16 protein-coding genes are annotated in these 19478 nt (G+C 58.2%); 2 read left to right on the forward strand and 14 right to left on the reverse strand.

What is annotated here, in order from left to right:
* Positions 1-438: 438 nt before the first annotated feature.
* The 8 genes from FrondiHNR_RS12515 to FrondiHNR_RS12550 all read right to left on the reverse strand — a co-directional run bounded on the left by FrondiHNR_RS12515 (position 439) and on the right by FrondiHNR_RS12550 (position 8793).
* Complete coding sequence (locus FrondiHNR_RS12515; RefSeq protein ID WP_279353102.1) at positions 439-858, reverse strand: transcriptional repressor; 420 nt, start codon at positions 856-858, stop codon at positions 439-441.
* Positions 824-1663 carry a metal ABC transporter permease gene (locus FrondiHNR_RS12520; RefSeq protein ID WP_279353103.1) on the reverse strand — a complete coding sequence of 280 codons (840 nt, stop codon included), beginning with the start codon at positions 1661-1663 and terminating at the stop codon, positions 824-826. The genes FrondiHNR_RS12515 and FrondiHNR_RS12520 overlap by 35 nt, the downstream gene beginning before the upstream one ends.
* 3 nt (positions 1664-1666) lie before the next feature.
* Complete coding sequence (locus tag FrondiHNR_RS12525) at positions 1667-2542, reverse strand: metal ABC transporter permease (protein ID WP_279353104.1); 876 nt, start codon at positions 2540-2542, stop codon at positions 1667-1669.
* 4 nt (positions 2543-2546) lie between these two features.
* A complete protein-coding gene (locus tag FrondiHNR_RS12530; protein WP_279353105.1) occupies positions 2547-3317 on the reverse strand; it encodes a metal ABC transporter ATP-binding protein in 771 nt (256 codons plus the stop codon).
* Positions 3314-4429 carry a metal ABC transporter substrate-binding protein gene (locus FrondiHNR_RS12535; RefSeq protein WP_279353106.1) on the reverse strand — a complete coding sequence of 372 codons (1116 nt, stop codon included), beginning with the start codon at positions 4427-4429 and terminating at the stop codon, positions 3314-3316. Before FrondiHNR_RS12535 ends, FrondiHNR_RS12530 begins: the two co-directional genes overlap by 4 nt.
* Before the next feature lie 213 nt (positions 4430-4642).
* Positions 4643-6061 (reverse strand): xylulokinase, encoded by a 1419-nt coding sequence (xylB, locus tag FrondiHNR_RS12540; protein WP_279353107.1) that lies wholly within the window; start codon positions 6059-6061, stop codon positions 4643-4645.
* A 191-nt stretch (positions 6062-6252) separates the two neighbouring features.
* A complete protein-coding gene (locus tag FrondiHNR_RS12545) occupies positions 6253-8553 on the reverse strand; it encodes a heavy metal translocating P-type ATPase (RefSeq protein WP_279353108.1) in 2301 nt (766 codons plus the stop codon).
* A gap of 9 nt (positions 8554-8562) precedes the next feature.
* The gene (locus FrondiHNR_RS12550; RefSeq protein WP_279353109.1) at positions 8563-8793 is read right to left on the reverse strand and encodes a heavy metal-associated domain-containing protein; all 231 of its coding nucleotides are present in this window, start codon (positions 8791-8793) and stop codon (positions 8563-8565) included.
* A 105-nt stretch (positions 8794-8898) separates the two neighbouring features.
* Between FrondiHNR_RS12550 and FrondiHNR_RS12555 the strand changes: the two genes are divergently transcribed.
* On the forward strand, positions 8899-9252 hold the full coding sequence (locus FrondiHNR_RS12555; RefSeq protein ID WP_279353110.1) for a metal-sensitive transcriptional regulator: 354 nt from the start codon (positions 8899-8901) through the stop codon (positions 9250-9252).
* Between the two features lie 18 nt (positions 9253-9270).
* Here FrondiHNR_RS12555 and pdxT read toward each other — a convergent pair whose 3' ends face one another.
* A complete protein-coding gene (pdxT, locus tag FrondiHNR_RS12560; protein ID WP_279353111.1) occupies positions 9271-9909 on the reverse strand; it encodes a pyridoxal 5'-phosphate synthase glutaminase subunit PdxT in 639 nt (212 codons plus the stop codon).
* Positions 9869-10771: a pyridoxal 5'-phosphate synthase lyase subunit PdxS gene (gene pdxS / locus FrondiHNR_RS12565; protein ID WP_279353112.1), complete on the reverse strand. Its 903-nt coding sequence runs from the start codon at positions 10769-10771 to the stop codon at positions 9869-9871. Before pdxS ends, pdxT begins: the two co-directional genes overlap by 41 nt.
* A 151-nt stretch (positions 10772-10922) precedes the next feature.
* On the opposite strand from pdxS, the gene FrondiHNR_RS12570 reads away from it, so the two are divergent.
* Positions 10923-14129 carry an Ig-like domain repeat protein gene (locus tag FrondiHNR_RS12570; protein ID WP_279353113.1) on the forward strand — a complete coding sequence of 1069 codons (3207 nt, stop codon included), beginning with the start codon at positions 10923-10925 and terminating at the stop codon, positions 14127-14129.
* 561 nt (positions 14130-14690) lie between these two features.
* On the opposite strand, the gene FrondiHNR_RS12575 is transcribed toward FrondiHNR_RS12570, so the two are convergent.
* The 4 genes from FrondiHNR_RS12575 to FrondiHNR_RS12590 form a co-directional block, all read right to left on the reverse strand.
* Entirely contained in the window at positions 14691-15623 is a 933-nt protein-coding gene (locus FrondiHNR_RS12575; RefSeq protein ID WP_279353114.1) for a carbohydrate ABC transporter permease, read from the reverse strand.
* Entirely contained in the window at positions 15620-16510 is an 891-nt protein-coding gene (locus FrondiHNR_RS12580) for a sugar ABC transporter permease (protein WP_279353115.1), read from the reverse strand. Before FrondiHNR_RS12580 ends, FrondiHNR_RS12575 begins: the two co-directional genes overlap by 4 nt.
* 118 nt (positions 16511-16628) lie before the next feature.
* A complete protein-coding gene (locus tag FrondiHNR_RS12585; RefSeq protein ID WP_279353116.1) occupies positions 16629-17894 on the reverse strand; it encodes an ABC transporter substrate-binding protein in 1266 nt (421 codons plus the stop codon).
* 133 nt (positions 17895-18027) lie between these two features.
* A complete protein-coding gene (locus FrondiHNR_RS12590) occupies positions 18028-19095 on the reverse strand; it encodes a LacI family DNA-binding transcriptional regulator (protein ID WP_279353117.1) in 1068 nt (355 codons plus the stop codon).
* Between the last annotated feature and the right edge of the window lie 383 nt (positions 19096-19478).

Below are 19478 nucleotides of genomic sequence, written 5' to 3' on the forward strand. Positions count from 1 at the left end.
CCAAAAAGTCCCCACAACACACACCACAACCAACCACAACGATCAGCCACAGCACATGCCACAGAAACCAAAAAATTGGCATATAACATTAGTGCACACTATTGAGTTCTCAAAGACCAGACACACCACAACCAGCGAGATTTTTCAACCTGCCAGCCCCGGGCAACTTCTCTAGCTTACTACTTGCTCATCTGGCTGTCAAATCAAGAAAACCGCATTTTTAGAATTAGAAATAGCGATTTGATTTTGAGCCAGTGAACCCTAGAAAACTAGGGGAATACCATTATTGCACAGGTTCTTTCATTATGTGAAGAGGCAAATGTAACTACACAGGAAACTAAAAAGAGATCCCGCTCCACCACTCTCTCAATCAGTCCGTGGCGTCTCTCACCAAAAGGGCAACAAAGACAATCACAGGCCCACCAGCGGTTTCATTAGTTACTTCCGAGGTGCCTCGGCAGCTCTTTGGGCAGTGCACTCAGGGCAGAGACCAAAAACATCAACGACGTGATGAGCACTAGTGAAACCGTTCTCCGATGCGACACTCTGTGCCCACGACTCCACATCATTGGCCGCAATCTCAACCGTCTTACCGCACTGCCGACAGATCAAGTGGTGGTGGTGCGTAGTGGTGTCACACGCACGATACAGGCTTTCCCCCTCGGGCGACTGTAGAGAGTCGGCATCTCCCACTGAGGCCAGGTCAGCCAGCGCGCGGTATACCGTAGCTAAGCCAATGGGAGAACCACCGTCACGAAGAGTCGCGTGCAGCGTTTGCGCACTGACAAAACCACTTTCAGAATCAAGGGCCGCTCGCACTGCCTCACGCTGCCACGTATTCCTTTTGACTACTGCCACTTTTCCTCCCGCTTCCACGGTACCGCCTGAGGCGGTCAAAAGCCACTGCCAGAATAAAGATGCAAGATGCCGTAAGCGCTATGGAACCTCCAGCAGCAATAGAAAAAATGCGTGACGCCCAGAGACCACCAACCCCCGACACCACACCAAACACAACCGCAAGAGGAATAATCCATTCAACTCGATTGACAAGAAGCCTTGCACTCGCAGCCGGACCGGCAATAAGCGCGATGGAGAGAATGGACCCCACGGCAGGCATCGCCACCACCACGGTCAATGCGATAAGCCCGAGAGCAAGCGCATCAATCAACATCGGCTTAAAGCCGGCAACCCGATAACCCAAAGGATCAAAGCTGGAAAACAAGAGTTGTTTTCCAGCCACCACCAGGACAACCAGGGCAAGAACAAGCGTGAATGAGGTGGCCACAATCTCCTGAGAAGAAATTGTGAGAATTGAGCCCACCAGGAAAGTATCCACCTGTATCGGCATCCCTCTATTGAGTGATTGCAGAAGGGAGCCCAGCGCAAACCCAAACGTGAGAACGATCCCGGCAGCAACCTGGCTCCCCTGGCGATGCACACGCGACACCCCCAACATAATCAGCACCAGAACAATGCTGAACACGGCCGCGCCGAGTAGAACGCTCAAACCAAGAAGCGCCGCAATAACGCCCCCGGGGAACGTCGCATGAGTAAGAGCAACCGTAAAAAAAGCTCGTTTGCGCAGCAGCATAATCGGCCCGACAATTCCGCAGAGGCAACCGAGAAGGGCAGCCTGTAGAAGCGCATATTCAAAAAATCCCACGACCTACCCCTCCCGTTTCAAAGCTGCACGAACACCACTGCGGAGAATAACCAGGTGACTCAACAAAACAACCGCGTAGATCGCGATCAAAACAATAACGATGACCGAACCCGGAGAGGGGGTGAGTCCATAGGACACAGAGGCGTGAAAACTGACGAGCAACCCCAACCACCCGGAAACCCCGGCAACCACCAGCGCAATCGGGGTGAGCAGCCCCAACCTGGTCGTCATTAAGCGAGCAATCGCCACTGGAACAATCAGGAAAGCAAGTACAAGAAGGTTACCTAGAGCCTGCGATCCGGCCACAACAAGAAACGCCACTGAACAGTTAAGAAGAAGCTCCGCGGGAAGAACGCGATAGCCGGATGTTCGAAACCCGGATCGATCAAACGAGAGAAATAACTGCCTGCGCCAGGTAAGCCCCACCAGAAGAATCGCAAAGGCACTAATAATTATGATTTGCCATAGTTGAGAAACCGTGACGGTAAGGACAGCACCAAAAAGCAATTGTTCTAGTTGGCTCACATAGTTGGTCCCCCGAGAGACAATCACAACACCGAGGCTAAAACTTCCCGCAAGAACCACGGCAATAGCCGCATCAGACCCCACCCCTCGACGACTCACCACCGTGAGAATTGCGGCCGCGATAACGCCCGCAACCAGGGCACCCGGCAAGAGCGCGTCGGTTCCTCCCACGACAAAACCCACCACCAAGCCGGGAAAAACCGAGTGCACCAGACCGTCACTGATGAACTCTAAACTGCGCAGGTTGATAAACAGCCCCACAACACCGCTTGCCGCGGCAAGAACCAAAATAGTAATGAGGGCCCTCAGCATAAAGGGGTAAGAAAAAGGCTCGAGAAAAAAAGTGAAGTCCACAACGTTATCCGTGCTCGTGTGTGGCCGGAACAATGCTGTGATCATCAACGTGCACGATGGTGTTTTTAAACGTCTCCTCCACCAGCGCAATGCGAAGAGTCTCTTCGACCGGGCCGTAAGCAATAAGGGTGCGGTTCAAAAGCATGACCCTGGTACAGACCTCCCTGGCCAGCTGTAGATCGTGAGTGGACGTAACAATCGTGACCCCCTCGTCTCTCAGAGCATTGAGGGTCGAAAGAAGCGCCGTGCGATTAGTCTGGTCTAGTCCGTTAAAGGGCTCATCCAACAACAGCAGTTGCGGTTGTGTTGTCAGCGCACGAGCCAACAGGCCGCGCTGCTGTTGCCCACCGGAAAGTTCACCAAAGCGATGGCCCGCCAGATGACTTAGCCCAACCTTTTCAAGAGCATCGGTAACTAGTTTTTTATCGATCTTGCCCGGCCAGCGCAACATTCCCAGCGAACGATAGCGACCCATCGCAACAACCTGGCGAAGACTAATGGGAAACTCACGATCAACCTCGGTGAGTTGCGCCAGATAACCCACACGCGGCAGTGCGTAGCGTGGGGAACCACCCAGAACGCGAAGCTCTCCCCCAACCAATGAGACAAGGCCAAGAACCCCCTTCAACAGGGTTGATTTACCCGAACCATTGGGACCCACAAGGGCCACCGCTTCTCCCCGCTGAATGGTGGCTGTCACACCGTGAAGTTGGGGCGCGCCTCCGTAGGAGAAGGACGCATCGCTCAGATGAACTGCCGGTTCTTGTGCACTCACATAGTTGATTCTAGGGCGACAGGAACCGGTGTGGGTGATACGCCCCACGATTCGAGAATAACCGTGGTGTTGTGGATAGTCGCCTGAATGTAGGTTTCCCCCGCAGAACCGGCAGTGCCGAGCGAATCGGCAAAGAGCGCATCTTCACCGGAACGCACCGCAACCCCCGCAGCCTGGGCGATAGCGGACGCCGCCCTGCTGTTGACCGAGCTCTCGGAGAATATGGTGGTTACGCCAAGTTCTTGAATTTTTGCCACAAGCGAGTCAATCTCGGCGGCGCTAGGCTCAGCGTTGTCTTCAAAGCTGGGAATAATTGCGCCCACAAAAGTTATGTCGTAGTGTTCGAAAAAATAATGGAGCGAATCGTGTCCGCTCACCACCAAACGTTTCTCAGCAGGAACAGTAGCGACATTTTCTTGAACCCACTGACTCAATTGATCAAGCTTTGACTCGTAAGCCTGTGCGTTTCCTGTAAAGAAAGCGCTGTTATCGGGAGACGCCTCCGCTAGGCCGTTTGCTATGTTCTGAACCATAATCTTGGCATTTGCCGGACTAGTCCAGGTGTGAGGGTTTCCTTCCGAGTGGTCATGATCCGAGTGGTCGTTAGCCGCCTGGCCTTGGGTGGCATCGCCCTTGGCATGACCATCAGGTTCTGCGTGGGCATGATCGGCGTGATCGTGCCCTGCGTGGTCGGTGTCATCGTGATCAGCGTCATCCGCGTGATCGTGATCGCCTCCGCTGAGTGTGATACCGACGCTGGTATCGATTTTGAGACCGCTGAAACCGGAAGCCTCGATAGCAGAGTCGAGGAAACTTTCGAGCCCCGCCCCGTTGAGAATGAGAACATCAGCGCTCCCAAGAGTGGCAAGGTCGGCAGGGGTGGGGTCAAAGTGGTGGGCACTGTCGCCGGGGGCAAAAAGGGAGGTGAGATTTATCCGATCCTCACCCACGTTCTGAGCAAAATCTGTAATCTGGGTGGTGGTGGCCACCACATTTAAAGCACCATCCACCGAGTTCGAGGAGGATGAAGGTGCACACCCCGCAACCGCCAGGGTTGCTGCAATCGCTACGGCGAGCGGGGCAATCAGCCTGTGCGGCGTGAAACGCGTCATAACAGCTCTTTCTTGTCTTTGTAACGAGAGGACGGGATTATTACCTACTCGTGTGACACCTATACATACTATCCACTATTGATAACCATTATCAATTTATGGCGATTATTCACAGCAAAAATTCTGCTGGGTACAGCTCCTCATCACGGCACGAGCGTCCCGTTTCCCGCACACCACGGAAGGGATAAGGAATCTTTCGTAACCCACCGGCACCTAGAACCTAGCCTCATACTGTGCCAGTATCTCCGGCCTATAGTCCGATTCAATCGTCACCTGCGGGGGGCTCGGCCACTCGGGCAATTCGCCGTCCAGAGCGAAGCTCGCCTGGAGAGCCGCCCCCATAGCCACGTACTCCCCGGGATGCGGAACGCTCACCCGTTGCTCAAACACCTGCGCCGCGATCCGCTGCACAGCGGGATTCTGGGCGGCACCTCCGATCAGGCGGATGCTGCTGGTCACAAACCCCTGCGCCGCGAGAGTGCTGAGACCCGCGGCAAGACCCGCGAGCATCCCCTCGATTGCGGCTCGTGCCAGGTTGTTTCGCGTGCTAGACCGCAGGGTCATCCCAAAAAGTGTTGCCGTGGCGTTGGGGAGATTGGGGGTTCGTTCACCCTCAAAATACGGCTGAAGAACCAGACCCTCGGAGCCCGCCGGGGCGGCAAGAGCCAGCTCGGCAAATTGATCATGATCAACGCCGAGAAGACCCGAGATAGAGTCCAAAACGCGCGCAGCGTTCAGGGTGGCAACCAGCGGAAGATAGCGACCTGAAGCATCGGCAAATCCGGTAACGGCCCCCGAAACGTCAAGGGTATGCCGCTCTGTTACGGCAAAAACCGTGCCGCTCGTGCCGATCGAAATCACGGTCTCGTTCGGGGCAAGCCGCAACCCGAGCGCCGCAGCCGCGTTGTCACCCGCGCCGCAAGCAACCCGTATGTCGTCACGCCGGGCAACACCGCTGTTCACCGTTCCCGCCACCTCGGAAGGACCCAAAACGACGGGTAAAATAATGTCTTTGCCCAGGGCGCGCACCAGCAAATCCCGGTCATACTCACCCAGATTCGGGTCCCAGTAGCCCGTGCCACTCGCATCGGACCTATCGGTTGCAAGCCTCTCAAGCTGAGACCCCAGAGGCATATCGGGGCCATACCCGCGCAGCCGCCAGCTGAGCCAGTCGTGAGGCAGGGCCACCGCGGCAACCCGCGCGGCGTTTTCTGGTTCATGGTCCCTCAGCCAACGAAGTTTCGACACTGTAAAAGAGGCCACCGGCAGGCTACCGCTCCGCCGCACGTACTCCTCAGCCCCTACCTCCCCAACCAGCGCCTCGGCGGCAGCAGCGGAGCGGGTATCGTTCCAGAGAAGCGCCGGGCGGATGACCCTGCCCTCCGCGTCAAGCGCGATCATGCCGTGCTGCTGAGCCGCAATAGAAATGGCGGCAACATCCTCAAGACCACCGGCCCGCTCAATCGCCAGTTCCAAGGCTGTCCACCACTCGTGCGGATCAACCTCCGTACCCTGCGGATGATTCGCCCGCCCGGAGCGGATGACCTCCCCCGTTTGAGAATCGCAAATAACAACTTTGCAATTTTGAGTGGAGGAATCGACCCCGGCAACCAGGCTGCGTTGTGTGCTCATAATACTATTGTGGCGGATCGATTCGCACGAGCGGAATTCAAAGACAGGAAACCGAGCACGATCACAAAAGCGGAGTCACGCCGCGAGGGAGGGAACGACAGCGGTAAGGGCTGCATACTCATCGCAAGACCCCAGCCGTTCACCGAGAAAGGCAATCACTGCCAGAGCCGCGGGCACGGCCCGTGCGGCGGCTACGAGAAGCGCTCCGGAGCAAGATCTAACCGGCGAAGCAGCTGAGCGTTCAGGGCAACAACGATTGTGGATGCCGACATAAGCAAAGCCCCCACCGCCATCGGAAGTATAAACCCGATGGGTGCCAGCACACCCGCGGCCAACGGAACCGAGAGCAGGTTATAGCCCGCCGCCCACCACAGGTTTTGCTTCATCTTGCGATAGCTTGCCAGCGACAGCTCGATGACCGAAAGAACCGAGCGCGGATCGTCACTCGCCAGGATCACCCCGGCCGACGCTATTGCCACGTCGGTTCCTGCGCCTATAGCGATACCCACATCCGCCTGAGCAAGAGCGGGGGCATCGTTCACGCCATCGCCCACCATCGCCACGCGACGGCCCTCACCCTGCAGAGAACGAACCTTCGCCGCCTTGTACTCCGGGCGCACCCCCGCAAAAACTCGCGTAATTCCTAGTTGAGCGGCCACCGATTGGGCCACCGCCTCCGCGTCACCCGTGATCATAACAACCTCGATGCCCCGAGCCTGCAGAGCGGTTACCGCGCGCCGCGATTCCTCGCGTATCTCATCCTCCAGCCTCAGGGCCCCGGCCACTACCCCATCAACAAGAACGTGCAGGACAATCGCACCGGCCTCAGCCCACTGTCGTGTCTGCGGCAGGGCCTCTACCCCGTGTTCCGCCAGGAGGGCGGGGCCTCCAACACTCACCTCGTGGCCCCCCACACGGGCGGTAACACCCACGGCGGGAGAGGAACGGAAATCGCTCACCGGATCCACCAGGGCGGCATCCTTCCATTTCGGAAGCGAAGCCTCCCGCACGATTGCCCCCGCCAGAGGATGTTCGCTATCGCCCTCCGTCGCGCCCGCCAATTGAATTACCCGGGCCTCCGAGAAGGGCTGCACCGCGGCAATCGAAGAGACCGTGGGGGTTCCTTTGGTGAGAGTTCCCGTCTTATCAAAGAGGACAGCATCAACCGAGCGCATACTCTCGAGGGCAAGACGGTCCTTAATGAGAACGCCAGAGCGCGCAGCCCGCTCCGTCGAAATCGACACCACCAGGGGAATCGCGAGCCCCAGAGCGTGCGGGCAGGCAATCACCAAAACGGTAATGGTGCGAATAACCGCGTTATCCGGGTCACCCACAAGCGTCCACGCGATAGCCGTGATAATGGCCGCCCCCAGCGCAAACCAGAAAAGCCAGCCTGCGGCGGTGTCTGCCAATCGCTGGGCGCGAGACGAACTGTTTTGCGCGTCTGAAACCAGGCGCTGAATTCCCGCAAGAGCCGTGTTCTCGCCAACTGCGGTGACACGAACGCGAATGGCCGTGTTTGTTGCGACCGTTCCGGCAACAACCAGATCCCCGGGAGCGCGTGAAACGGGCCGGGATTCGCCGGTAATCATCGATTCGTCAACATCCGCAACACCCTCGATCACGATTCCATCGGCGGGTATCCGGCCACCGGGACGCACAATCACGGTGTCGTGCAATTGTAGATCGGCGGGAGAAACCGTTTCACTACCGGTTTCTGTCACCCGCTCAGCCTCATCCGGCAGCAGGGCCGCAAGCGAATCCAGGGCGCTGAGAGTCTGGGCAAGAGAGCGCATCTCAATCCAGTGCCCCAAAAGCATGATAACGATCAGAAGGGCAAGTTCCCACCAAAAATCAAGACGGTGATCGAGAAGACCGAGGCTTGCCCCCAGGGACGCAAAAAACGCCACCGTGATGGCAAGAGCTATCAGCAGCATCATGCCGGGCTTTTTACCCCTGATCTCCTGAGCCGCTCCCGTAAGGAACGGCTGCCCACCCCAGACGTACATCACCGTTCCCAGGAGCGGGGATACCCACGGTAGCCAGCTCCAATCGGGAAGGTTGTACCCCAGGAGCGATGCAAACATGGCACTAGAGGCGATGACGGGAACCGCCAGCACAAGCATCAACCAGAAGAGGCGGCGAAATTGGCCGACGTGATCACCGTGGCCGGCATGGCCCCCGTGAGCGGAGTGATCCGCATGATCCGCATGATCCGCATGATCCGCATGATCCGCATGATCACCGTAACTGGCGTGATTAGTGTGATCAACATGACCGTTGTGACCGGAATGTTCTACCTGACCGGCGTGATCGTTGTGATCCGCATGGTCACCGTGATCGCCGTGCCCGGAATGCCCCGCGTGATCTCGGCGAGTTTCCGACCCGGTGTGCGGCACACCGGTGTCCACGGAACTTTCAGAGGGTTCTACGTGAACACCGTGTCCCGCACTCTCGGATTCCCTGCCTGCGGGATGTTGTTTATCTTTCACGCTAAAATCCTAATCTTCAAGCACATATCCCGCTTCAGCGATAGCGGCTCGCATCGCATCGGGATTAATTTCTCTGTCGCTGGAAACACGCACGGTGGAGACGCCCTCTTTTACCAGGGTTACTTCAACACCCGTCACTCCGGGGATTTCGCTCACTTCTTCCGTGACGCTTGCCACGCAGTGGGAGCAGGTAAGTCCCGACGCTCGGTATTCAACGGGCGGGATAACTTTGTTACTCATCGGTTCTCCGTTCGGTGATGGACATCAGTGGTAAAAGTTTAAAACCTCCTGTTAGAAGATACCCCATGGGGGTATAATTTGTCGAGACTCACATGAAAATAAGGAATGCTTATGAACATGCAGCAACACAACGAAACCCAGCAACGCAATGACACCCAGCAACAGAGCAGCGCCCATGACCACGGCTACATCTCCAACAAGGACGACTACCTTAAACGCCTGCGCCGTATCGAAGGGCAGGCCCGAGGGCTACAGGGCATGGTCGAGGAGGAAAAATACTGCATCGATATTCTTACCCAAATATCCGCAGTTAACAGTGCCCTCAAGTCGGTGGCGCTCGGATTGCTCAGCGAACACCTGAGCCACTGTGTGCTTGCCGCGGCACAGAACGAAGGCGAAGGCGCCGAGGCCAAACTCAAAGAGGCCTCCGACGCAATTGCGCGCTTTGTCAAGTCATAGGGGTAACAAACTCAGGGGTCATGCCACCGCGCGAAAGCGCTCCACTTTTTTCAAGAAGTACTCATGAAACCGGGTGTCCCCCGTGATCTCCGGGTGAAACGACGTGCCCAGCACGCCACCCTGCTCAACTGCCACCACCCGCCCGTCATCAAGAGCGGCCAGGGGGCGCACTTCGGGACCGAGCCGCTCAACAACGGGAGCGCGGATAAAAACCGCACGCAGCGGCTCATCACCCAGCTCAGGGACATCAAGATCGGCCTCAAAAGACGAGGTCTGAGACCCAAAAGCGTTGCGTCGCACCTCAATATCAAGTGCGCGGAGGCTCTGCTGCCCGGCGTTACCATCGAGGATAGTTGTGGCCAGCATAATGAGCCCCGCGCACGTTCCGTAGACGGGCAGTCCGCGAGCAATCGCCTCCCTCAGAGGCTGATCTAGTCCAAAGAGGCGAGAGAGCTTATCCATCACGCTCGACTCGCCACCGGGGATAATCAGCCCGTCGACAGCATCGAGCTCCTCCGGGCGACGCACACTACGGGCATCCGCGCCCAGGGCCGTGAGCACCTCAAGATGCTCACGGAAGTCCCCCTGGAGCGCAAGAACACCAACGGAATAGCGGCTACCAGCCACGTTCGGCGAGGCGGTGTGGCGCGGGTACATCCGCAACGTTGATTCCCACCATTGCCTCACCCAATCCCCGTGACACCTCGGCAATAACGGCGGGGTCATCGAAGTAGGTGGTGGCTTTCACCACGGCGGCGGCTCGTTTGGCGGGGTTGCCCGACTTAAAAATCCCGGAACCAACAAACACCCCGTCGGCTCCCAGCTGCATCATCATAGCGGCATCGGCAGGAGTGGCAACACCCCCGGCGGTGAAGAGCACAACGGGAAGCTTGCCGGTGGCGGCAACCTCGGCAACCAGATCATACGGGGCCTGAAGTTCTTTAGCCGCAACATACAGCTCGTCTTTGCTCAGCGCGGAGAGCGCCGCAACCTCGCTCCTGATCTTGCGAATATGCTTGGTTGCCTCCGAAACGTCTCCGGTGCCGGCCTCACCCTTGGAACGGATCATCGCAGCACCCTCGTTAATGCGCCTCAGCGCCTCCCCCAGGTTGGTTGCGCCGCAGACAAAAGGAACCGTGAACTTCCACTTATCGATGTGGTTCACGTAGTCCGCGGGGCTCAGAACCTCGGACTCGTCAATGTAGTCGACCTTCAGCGCCTCAAGAACCTGCGCCTCAACAAAGTGCCCGATGCGGGCCTTTGCCATCACGGGAATATTGACAGCCTCGATGATCTGATCGATCAGGTCGGGGTCGCTCATACGGGCAACGCCACCCTGCGAGCGGATGTCTGCGGGTACCCGCTCAAGCGCCATCACCGCAACAGCTCCGGCATCCTCCGCGATGCGGGCCTGTTCGGCGGTGACAACGTCCATGATGACGCCGCCCTTCATCATTTCTGCGAGGCCTCGCTTCACGCGATTGGAGCCGAACTCTTCAGTGATGTTTTTCTCAGTCATACCTCGATTCTATTGCGTATTCGGTGTGGAAAATCCACAAACAACTAGAAATCCGCCCGTCTCTCGGTACAAAAAATAGATTAATTTCTCTATTGGTTTCACAAAGTCCTCGCTATAGTTTAGGTTAGGCTAACCATATTAAGGAGTTCTAATGTACCTCTTCCCCCCGACATCCGCAGCGCACTCCCCCAGAAAAACTCGCACCGTCCGCACGGCACTCGCCACAGTTGCGACCATTGCCCTCCTCCTTCCCCAAACCCCCGCACACGCCACAACCGGCAACCAGGATGTTAGCGGAGGCAGCGTTGCCTGGAAAATGAAAGACAGCTGGTACGACTACATCCTGGCGGGAAACAACACAATCACCCCGAAACCCGCACCCGACGGCAGATCTCAATTTGACCCCGTTGTCGGCACGGTTGATCGGTCATCCCGGAGCGCTAACCTCACCGCGGAGGGTTCGGTGCGATACCAGCGATGGTTTGGAAACCCCACGGGAGAAGCCACCATTGACGTGACCCTCTCCGCGCTACGTATCAGCTACGCAAACGGCTCGGGCACCATTACCGTCGACGCGACGGGAAACGCCGGAACCGTTCCGCAAGGGTCCCAGGCAGATATCCGACTGGTCAACCTCACCTCAGCCCGCTTCGACACAGCTCCAAACGGTGACACAACAATCACGTTTGAGGGAATTTTCCCCGCGGGCGTGGGAACTCGCATAACCGGATTCACCCTCTACGAGGGCCAGGCCATGTCACCACTCACGGTGTCTCTCCCGGGGCTTGTCAGCGGCACACCCACCGCCACGGCTCTTGCACTCACCTCCGAGCCCGCCAGCGAGGCGATCGAGGGAGAGGAGGTTTCGCTTCGGGCCGTCGTCACGCCCCACGCCGCCGGGACGGTTGCGTTTGCAGACGGTTCCACCGACCTGGGCAGGGCATCCGTTATCGACGGCACGGCCGCTCTGCGCACATCAGCCCTCGCGGTCGGCAGCCGCTCCCTGACGGCCACCTTCGAACCGGAGAATAGCGGGGCCTACCGATCGGCAACGGCACGCCATGCCGGTTTTACCGTGAATCCGAGCGAACAAAACCGAATCGACTCCCAGATCACCGTTGCCCTCGGCACAACAGCACCCGTACTCCTCGGCAGCGAGGTTTCCCTCACTGCGCGGGTTCAACCCGGTGACACCCCCGGAAACGTTACCTTCTTCACAACACCGGAGAGCACCGGGGTGCGGCAGGAGCTTACAACGGCTCCGGTGAATTCGGGCACGGCATCAACCACGGTTTCCACACTCCCCGCGGGCGGAAACACGATCACGGCGGAGTTCCAACCCACCAACACCAGCTTCACCCGCGGGTCGCAGAGTGATCAATCCGCGCGGATCGGGATAGTGGATCTCACGGCAGGAGACATCCCCACACCTGGAGCGGACGCGCTTCCCATTACCGGTGCAAGCGCCTCCTGGGCCTTCTCCAAGTACTTCGCCAACCGAAACATTCCATGGCAGATTGTCGAGGCTCCCCTCAGCGTGACCGCGGGAACCTGGAACCTGAGCGAGGGAGCGGGCCTCTCCGATGGCAACGTCGCCCAGATTCGCTTCCCTGGATCGATACTGAGCAATGTCTGGGGTTACACAACCCGCTACAGCAACCCCGAACTCACCGTTACAGCGAGGGGAACGGGATTCTGGACGGCCGAAATTGCAACCTACTGCTCAGCCGGGACCGGACCGGTGTTCTGCGCCATTACTCCCCCCGAAGACATTCCCGTCACCGAACGGGTCGTCCTGGCAACGTTTGATTCCGCGCAAGGCCTCACCGGCCCGGGGACACACAACGCGGCACGAGCAATACTCGCCTACGAGGGGGTCACCGGCCTGGGAACCTGGGCCCGCGAACAGGACGCAGGTTTCCACAACCAATTCCTCTGGCGCATACCGGCCCTCGAGCGAGGCTACTACCAGGCCTCCGGCTCGGCAGCCGACGCGGAAAAACGTCCGGAGCCGGTTCACTTCGATTTCGAGTGGAGAGAAAAAACGGCAACCACACTGACCCTCGCCGCACCCGGTGACGAACCCCTGCTCGGCACCGATCCCGTGCGCCTCACCGCCTCCGTAAAACCCGCACACAGCGCGGGCAGCGTGGAGTTCTACACCACCAGCGAGGCAACCGGAGTTGAAACTAGCCTGGGCACCGCCCCGGTTAACGAGGGCTCGGCCGTGCTCAACACCACCGCTCTTGTGGCTGGCGGACACAAAATAAAAGCCGTATTTACTCCCACAGACCAGACAACAACGCTCGGAGCCACAACCGAAAGGTCACAGTACCTGGGCATCGTTGACATCACCCAACCAGACCCTCGCGTGCTGGGAAGCGACGCCAGGGCGATCAGTGGAGTCAGCGCCCGCTGGGACTGGTCCGAGTACAGCGTATGGAACCCGGCCTGGCAAAAATCGGCCAGCGACTCCATCTCCGTGCAGGGAGAAACCTATGCGTTGAGTAACGGACACGGCACGGCAGACGACCACACGGCGATCATCACGTTTCCCGGAACCATGAGGATGTCCTCCTACGCGTCGTACCTCAACCCGCCCTTCGGCTCGTGGATCGAGGTTTTCAATCCCACCCTCACGCTCAACCGTGACGGATCGGGAACGTGGACGGGAACCGTGCGCAGCTCCGAAACGACCGGGTGGACCCGCGCGAGTGCCGGAGGGGGTCGGGGCGAGAACACCGGAGGGGGTCGTTCCGAAAGCAACAGCGGGGTTCGCGCCGAGAGTGCCGGAGGGGGTCGCGCCGAGAGCACCGGCAGAATCCGCACCTCCGCGCAGGAAACCCGGGTGACCCTCCTGACTTTTAGCGCCGCAACCGGACTGCCCGCAAACGGGGAGACCGGGACCGTAGAGATTCCCTTCGATTTTGCCGGAACCGTGGCTCCCGGAACCTGGCAGGAGGGTTTTTCCGATGCGTGGCACAGCAGCTTTATCGCGACCCTGCCCGCTGGAATTCGCCCGTTCTATTTTAATAGCGGACTCAACATCGACGGTCGAAAGGCGCCCCTACCCCTGACGCTCAACCTGACGTGGCCCGCGTCTTCAATCACGGTAGGACCCGGTATTCCCGCCCCGGGCACCCCGGGCACCAGGTCTCCCCAAGACTCGGAGAGACCGGGCAGAGACACCGGATCGGGCAATCCAACCGATAGAATCCAGCGTGAAGGGCGCCCGGCAGCGACCCACAGCACCGACAAACTCACCACAACGGGTTCCGACCCGGCTGGCACCCTGCTCATCGCGAGCCTGCTACTGGCCTTGATCGGGGGTTCGTTCCTCCGGCATCGGCGCGCGTAACGTCCCAGACCCCGCCCTGGGCATCGCCACAGGTCACCGCGAGATGCTCTGCCGGGTAGTGTAAAACCACCACAAAAAGAACACCCCCGCGGACAGACTATTGAAAAATGGGTCATCAGCGTGGGCATCGCCACAAACGAGGCCGTCAATCCGGCGCCCCAGAATCATGCTGGTTCGCTGGAGTTGCTTCTCGGGGCTGTCAACGAGTTGGTCACAAATAACAAGGGGTTCCGCTCGGTTGTGATATTGCCGCCGCAGCTAGTAAACCTTCCGTGCTCGAGAAAAATACTGCCGAAGGTACGAGGGTATCGGATCACGATGAACCAGACATGCCAGAAAACCCTACAAAACAAACCTCTAAAATCTTCTCTGACTAGCCAACAAATAACCTTTAGCTCATAAAGCTGTTCTTTATCCGCCTCAGCCTGACAACCTGCGATGAGAACGGTGAGGGTGGCGGCTAGCATCGTAGCCACCACCTCCTAGGCCTCTAGGCTCAAGAATCGCTGAAACTCATCTCACGCACTGCCTAGCGCGGGGAAAAGCTTGCTAAGACTCACGCTAGCTCTTCACCGATCCGCTCATCAACCCGCCAATAAAGTACTTTCCAAGGATGATGTACACCAGCAGCGTGGGGAGCGACGCAATGAGGGCACCCGCCATTGCCGCACCGTAATTGGCCAGTTGCGCACCCTGCGCAAGGTTGTTCAGGGCCAGTGAGACCGGTCCGTTTGCGGTGTCCGACAGGAACATCGCAAACAAGAAGTCGTTCCACGCGCTTGTGAACTGCCAGATGATCGTTACCACAAATCCCGGCAGTGACAGGGGCAGCACAATGGAGGCGTAGGTGCGGAGCATGCCCGCGCCATCCACTCGCGAGGCTTCCATGAGCTCTCCCGGGATGCTCACGTAGTAGTTGCGGAAAATCAGGGTACAGATCGGCAAACCGTAGATGATGTGCACGATGAGCAGGGTGCTGATGGTGCTCGGCATACCGAGCGTGGTTTTCATCTGCACCAGCGGCGTCATGATGGCCTGATACGGGATGAACATTCCAAACAGGATGAGGGTAAACACAATATTGGCGTGTGGGAAACGCCAGCGCGACAGAACAAACCCGTTCAGCGATCCGAGGAACGACGAGACCAGGGCTGCGGGAATGGCCAGGAGGAACGTGCGGCCCAGGGCGGGGGCCAGGGCCGTCCACGCCGCCGACCAGTTGTCGAGGCCGGTGGGCCCTCCGGGGGTAATCGGTTCCCAAGGCCAACGCACCGGAAGTCCCCACGAGGTAGCGGGGTTAACATCGCCGGGAGGTTTCAGGCTCGTCACGATGAGAACATACACCGGCATCAACACAACAATCACAAAGAGAAGAAGGAGCACATACTTGGTGGTGCGTCCGATTCGGGCGCGGGGAGTGAGTGAGCCGGGGGTTGCGGCGGCGGGTTTCTTCTCGATACCCGTGCTCACCTGAGGTGACATGGTGCTGGTCATCGTGTTCCCCTCTCAGAGCGCGACGTGTAAATCAGGTAGGGAACGATCAGAACGGAGGCTAGAATCAGCAGAACCGTGGCAATCGCGGCGGACTTGGCGTAGTCGTTTGAGGTGAGCGTCACCCACATGTAGGTGGCGGGAACCTCTGTTTGGTAGATGGCCTTTGTGATCGACATGATCAAGTCGAAGACCTTTAGCGACATGTGGCTCACGATGATCAGGGCTGAGAGCGCAATCGGGCTGAGCTGGGGGAAAACCACGTGACGGTAGAGTTTCCACTCGCTCGCCCCATCCATTCGCGCCGCCTCGCGAAGCTCATCGGGGATGCCGCGGAAACCGGCAAGAAACAGCGCCATAATGTATCCGGAAAGCTGCCAAATGGCGGGCATTGCTATGGCCGCCATGCCCCAGATGGGTTCGTTCCACCAGGAGTTTTGCAGAAAACCCAGGCCGAACGTCTCGAAGATTCTATTGAGGCCGGATGCCCGGTCTCCCTCGGCGCTGTTGAGGAGCCAACGCCACACCACACCGGAAGCCACAAACGAAATGGCCATGGGAAAGAGGTAGATGGAGCGGAAGATTCCCTCGGCCCGCACTCCCTTATCGAGCAGCCATGCCCAGATAAAGCCAAAGACCATGGTTCCCGCGATGAAAACCACCGTAAACACAGCCAGGTTGAGCAGCGAGTGGAGAAAACGATCCTCGCTCAACAGTTCAATGTAGTTGTCGAGGCCCACAAACTCGGTGGCGGGCGCAAGACCGTGACGGTTTGACATAGAAACCTGAATGTTGGCCGCGATCAGGCCGTACACAAAGATTCCCAGGATGACGATGGTGGGCGACACCAATAAGAGTGGTGGACCCCAATTCTTGATTCCCTTGCGCACGCTTGTTTACTCCTTTGTCTACGCGGTGTGTGGCGTGTATTCGATTCGCACCCGAACAACCGTGGTGGGTGAGGCGTGTGTACGCCTCACCCACCGGGTCGTTATCTCGGCTGTTTTTCTAGCTCTGAGCCTTGTTGGCCGCGGCCACGAGCGCCGTGATCAGGGCTTGCTGGTTTTTATCCGAACCAAATTTGCCAACCGCCGAGGAGATATCGGCGGACCACGCGATGGGAGCGGCGGCACCGTGAGCGAGGGAGCTCACCACGGTGTCCTCGGCAAACGATTCGATGGCGGTCTGCTGATAGTCGCCGTACTCAGACGCGTCAACATCGGTACGGGCGGGGATAGAGCCCTTGGCCAGGTTGAAGGCCTGCTGACCCGCAGACGAACTCACCGTGGTGAGCCAGTCTTTTGCCTGCGCCTCGTGCGGGGCACCCACCGGCAGGGTGAAGGAGTCGGCGAGGAAGTCAAAGACGCCCGCAGTTCCGGGAGTGGGCCATGCCTCGTACTCTTTACCGAAGGTCTGTCCAGCCTGGGTGAATGCGGCTTCTGCCCAGTCGCCCATGACGTTGTAGGCCGCGTTACCGTCAATCACAATCTGCGTTGCGGCGTCCCAGTCCAACCCTGCGAAGTCGGTATTTGCGTAGGACAGTAGCTCTGCGTACTGACTCACGGATTTTTTTACCCCGTCGCTGTCCCAGGCTGTTGTACCGTCCCACAGGCCGGAGTAGCCGTCGGCACCCAGATTGGCAAGCAGCACGTTTTCGAGTAGCTGCATCTGGGTCCACTCGGTGCCGAGAGCCAGCGGGGTGTCAACTCCCGAGTCTTGAAGCGTTTTCATGTCGGCAAGCCACGCATCAATGTCGGCGGGGGCCTCTGTGGGGTCGATGCCAGCGTCGGAGAGCAGGCCGGTGTTTACCCACGTGACGTTTGCGCGGTGGATATTGCTGGGCACCGAATAAATTTTTCCATCGACCGTGATCTGCTCAATAAGCGACGTGGGAAAAACATCGTTGAGGTTGTTCTCGGTGTAAAAGCCGCTCAGATCCTGTAGCTGACCGGCCGCGATGTAGTCGGAGAGCTCTGCACCGGCGTGGGCCTGGAAGGAATCCGGTGGGTTGTTCGATTCGAGGCGCGAGGCTAGCGCAGCCTTAGCGTTTGAGCCGGCACCACCCGCCACCGCCGCGTTCACAAACTCGATGTCGGGGTATTGTTCGTTAAAAACGCCCACGAGCGCGTCTAGACCAACTTTTTCGGATCCGGAAGCCCACCAGGTAAAAACCTCAACCTGGTTTGCATTCTTGGAGCCGCCATCAGACGAACATCCTGCCAGCACGAGGCCCAGTGCGGCAGCACCGGCCAATATGGATAATCTTTTACGCATAGTTTTCCTCCGTTGGAAGTCTCAGGTGCAGTATCGGTCCTAAATCCCGACTGCCTACATTCAACGATGAAAACGTTACCAAATGCAAGTCGGAAGGTCGAATCTGGGGATTTTGATGACTAAAACGTTACTCTTACGGTTGGGCGGGCGGCACAATTTCCCCCGACCCCCGCGCGATGAGCGTGGTACCCAAAACGATCATCCGCGATGCTCCGGTATCTCCATCAATGCGGCGAAAAAGCTGTTCAGCGGCTGATTTTCCCATCTCCGTGGGGTCTTGAGCCACCACCGTTACCCCGGGAACAACAGCGTCCGAAAGCTCAAAATCATCAAACCCCACCAGAGCCAGGCGATTTTCGACGTGGGCAAGCTCCTGAAGCAGCACAATTGTCGAACGGTTGTTTCCGGTGAAAATTGCGGTGGGCGGATCATCCAGAGAAAGCATGTCGCGAAGCGCAGCGCCAAACACCTCATTATCAGGGGTGTTAGAGTACACAAGCGCAGGATCATAGGGGATTCCAGCGCTGGCCAAGGCATCTCGATATCCGTCCACCCGCTGCTGCGCAGTGTAGACAGCGCCGCGATCGGTAAAGCAAGCAATGCGCCGATGCCCGTGCGCAATAAGGTGCGCAACACCCTTATATGCCCCTCCCCTCCCGTCGCTGAGAACCGTGTCCGCGTCAATGCCCACAGCCGGCCTGTCAACACACACAATGGGAATCCCCGCGTCAAGCTCAGCCTGAAGATAACCGCTATCGGTCGAATCCACGGGGGTCACGATCAGCCCGTCTACCCTGCGGGCGCAAAAAGCCAGTACCAACCTCCGAGCGCGCTCCGGGTCTCGCGTCGAAGATGCGCTGAGCAGAAGGGTATCCCGCTCAAACGCGTAGTTCTCCACCGCCTGAGTGAGGTGCGAGAAAAACGGGTCAACCACATTTTCTATCAATAACCCGATGCTCTGGGTCGCCCCAACCCGCAGTTGTCGAGCCGAATCATTACGCCGAAACCCCAGGTGACCGATGGCCTTGAGCACGGCAGCCGTCTTGGCGTCGCTCACCCTGGGGTCTCCGTTAACCACCCGTGACACCGTCGAAAGACCAACACCGGCAAGAGCCGCCACGTCTTTCATGGTGGCCCGCGACCGACCTCGGGCACCAAAAACATCACGTTTTGGGGCGGGCAGCTTGTTGTTGTTTGTCATAGTTTCCTTACGTCTCACCACTGAGTCTGTGAAAACGTTACCAAAGATTCAGGATGTTGCATGTAAAACGCTACTGTGAGCTTCTTGGAGCACGCTGCGAGAGGAGGTCTTTGCGATAACCAAGCGCAAGGCATCGGACGCTACAGCACTAAAACAGGTCACCCCACCACAGCTAACCTTGCTGAGCAACACACCAAAAAAGCCCTACCCCACCTCGTCTCGTGCCTACGCCAACGCTCCCTGGATACCACCACCCGCCTCAAGAAAAGCGATAATCTCACCGGCTTGATCAGGGGTAATCTCCGCACTATAACTAGCATTACCCGCAATCTCCAGATGCCTCATATTTTTATAAACTATATATTATATATATAAATTACATT

The sequence above is a fragment of the Lysinibacter sp. HNR genome (assembly GCF_029760935.1).
Taxonomy (GTDB): domain Bacteria; phylum Actinomycetota; class Actinomycetes; order Actinomycetales; family Microbacteriaceae; genus HNR.

Coding starts and splice junctions, on each gene's coding strand:
- FrondiHNR_RS12575 (WP_279353114.1), bottom strand. CDS start 15,623: ATGACCAGCACCATGTCACCTCAGGTGAGCACGGGTATCGAGAAGAAA.
- FrondiHNR_RS12570 (WP_279353113.1), top strand. CDS start 10,923: ATGTACCTCTTCCCCCCGACATCCGCAGCGCACTCCCCCAGAAAAACT.
- xylB (WP_279353107.1), bottom strand. CDS start 6,061: ATGAGCACACAACGCAGCCTGGTTGCCGGGGTCGATTCCTCCACTCAA.
- FrondiHNR_RS12555 (WP_279353110.1), top strand. CDS start 8,899: ATGCTTATGAACATGCAGCAACACAACGAAACCCAGCAACGCAATGAC.
- FrondiHNR_RS12585 (WP_279353116.1), bottom strand. CDS start 17,894: ATGCGTAAAAGATTATCCATATTGGCCGGTGCTGCCGCACTGGGCCTC.
- pdxT (WP_279353111.1), bottom strand. CDS start 9,909: ATGTACCCGCGCCACACCGCCTCGCCGAACGTGGCTGGTAGCCGCTAT.
- pdxS (WP_279353112.1), bottom strand. CDS start 10,771: ATGACTGAGAAAAACATCACTGAAGAGTTCGGCTCCAATCGCGTGAAG.
- FrondiHNR_RS12535 (WP_279353106.1), bottom strand. CDS start 4,429: ATGACGCGTTTCACGCCGCACAGGCTGATTGCCCCGCTCGCCGTAGCG.
- FrondiHNR_RS12550 (WP_279353109.1), bottom strand. CDS start 8,793: ATGAGTAACAAAGTTATCCCGCCCGTTGAATACCGAGCGTCGGGACTT.
- FrondiHNR_RS12590 (WP_279353117.1), bottom strand. CDS start 19,095: ATGACAAACAACAACAAGCTGCCCGCCCCAAAACGTGATGTTTTTGGT.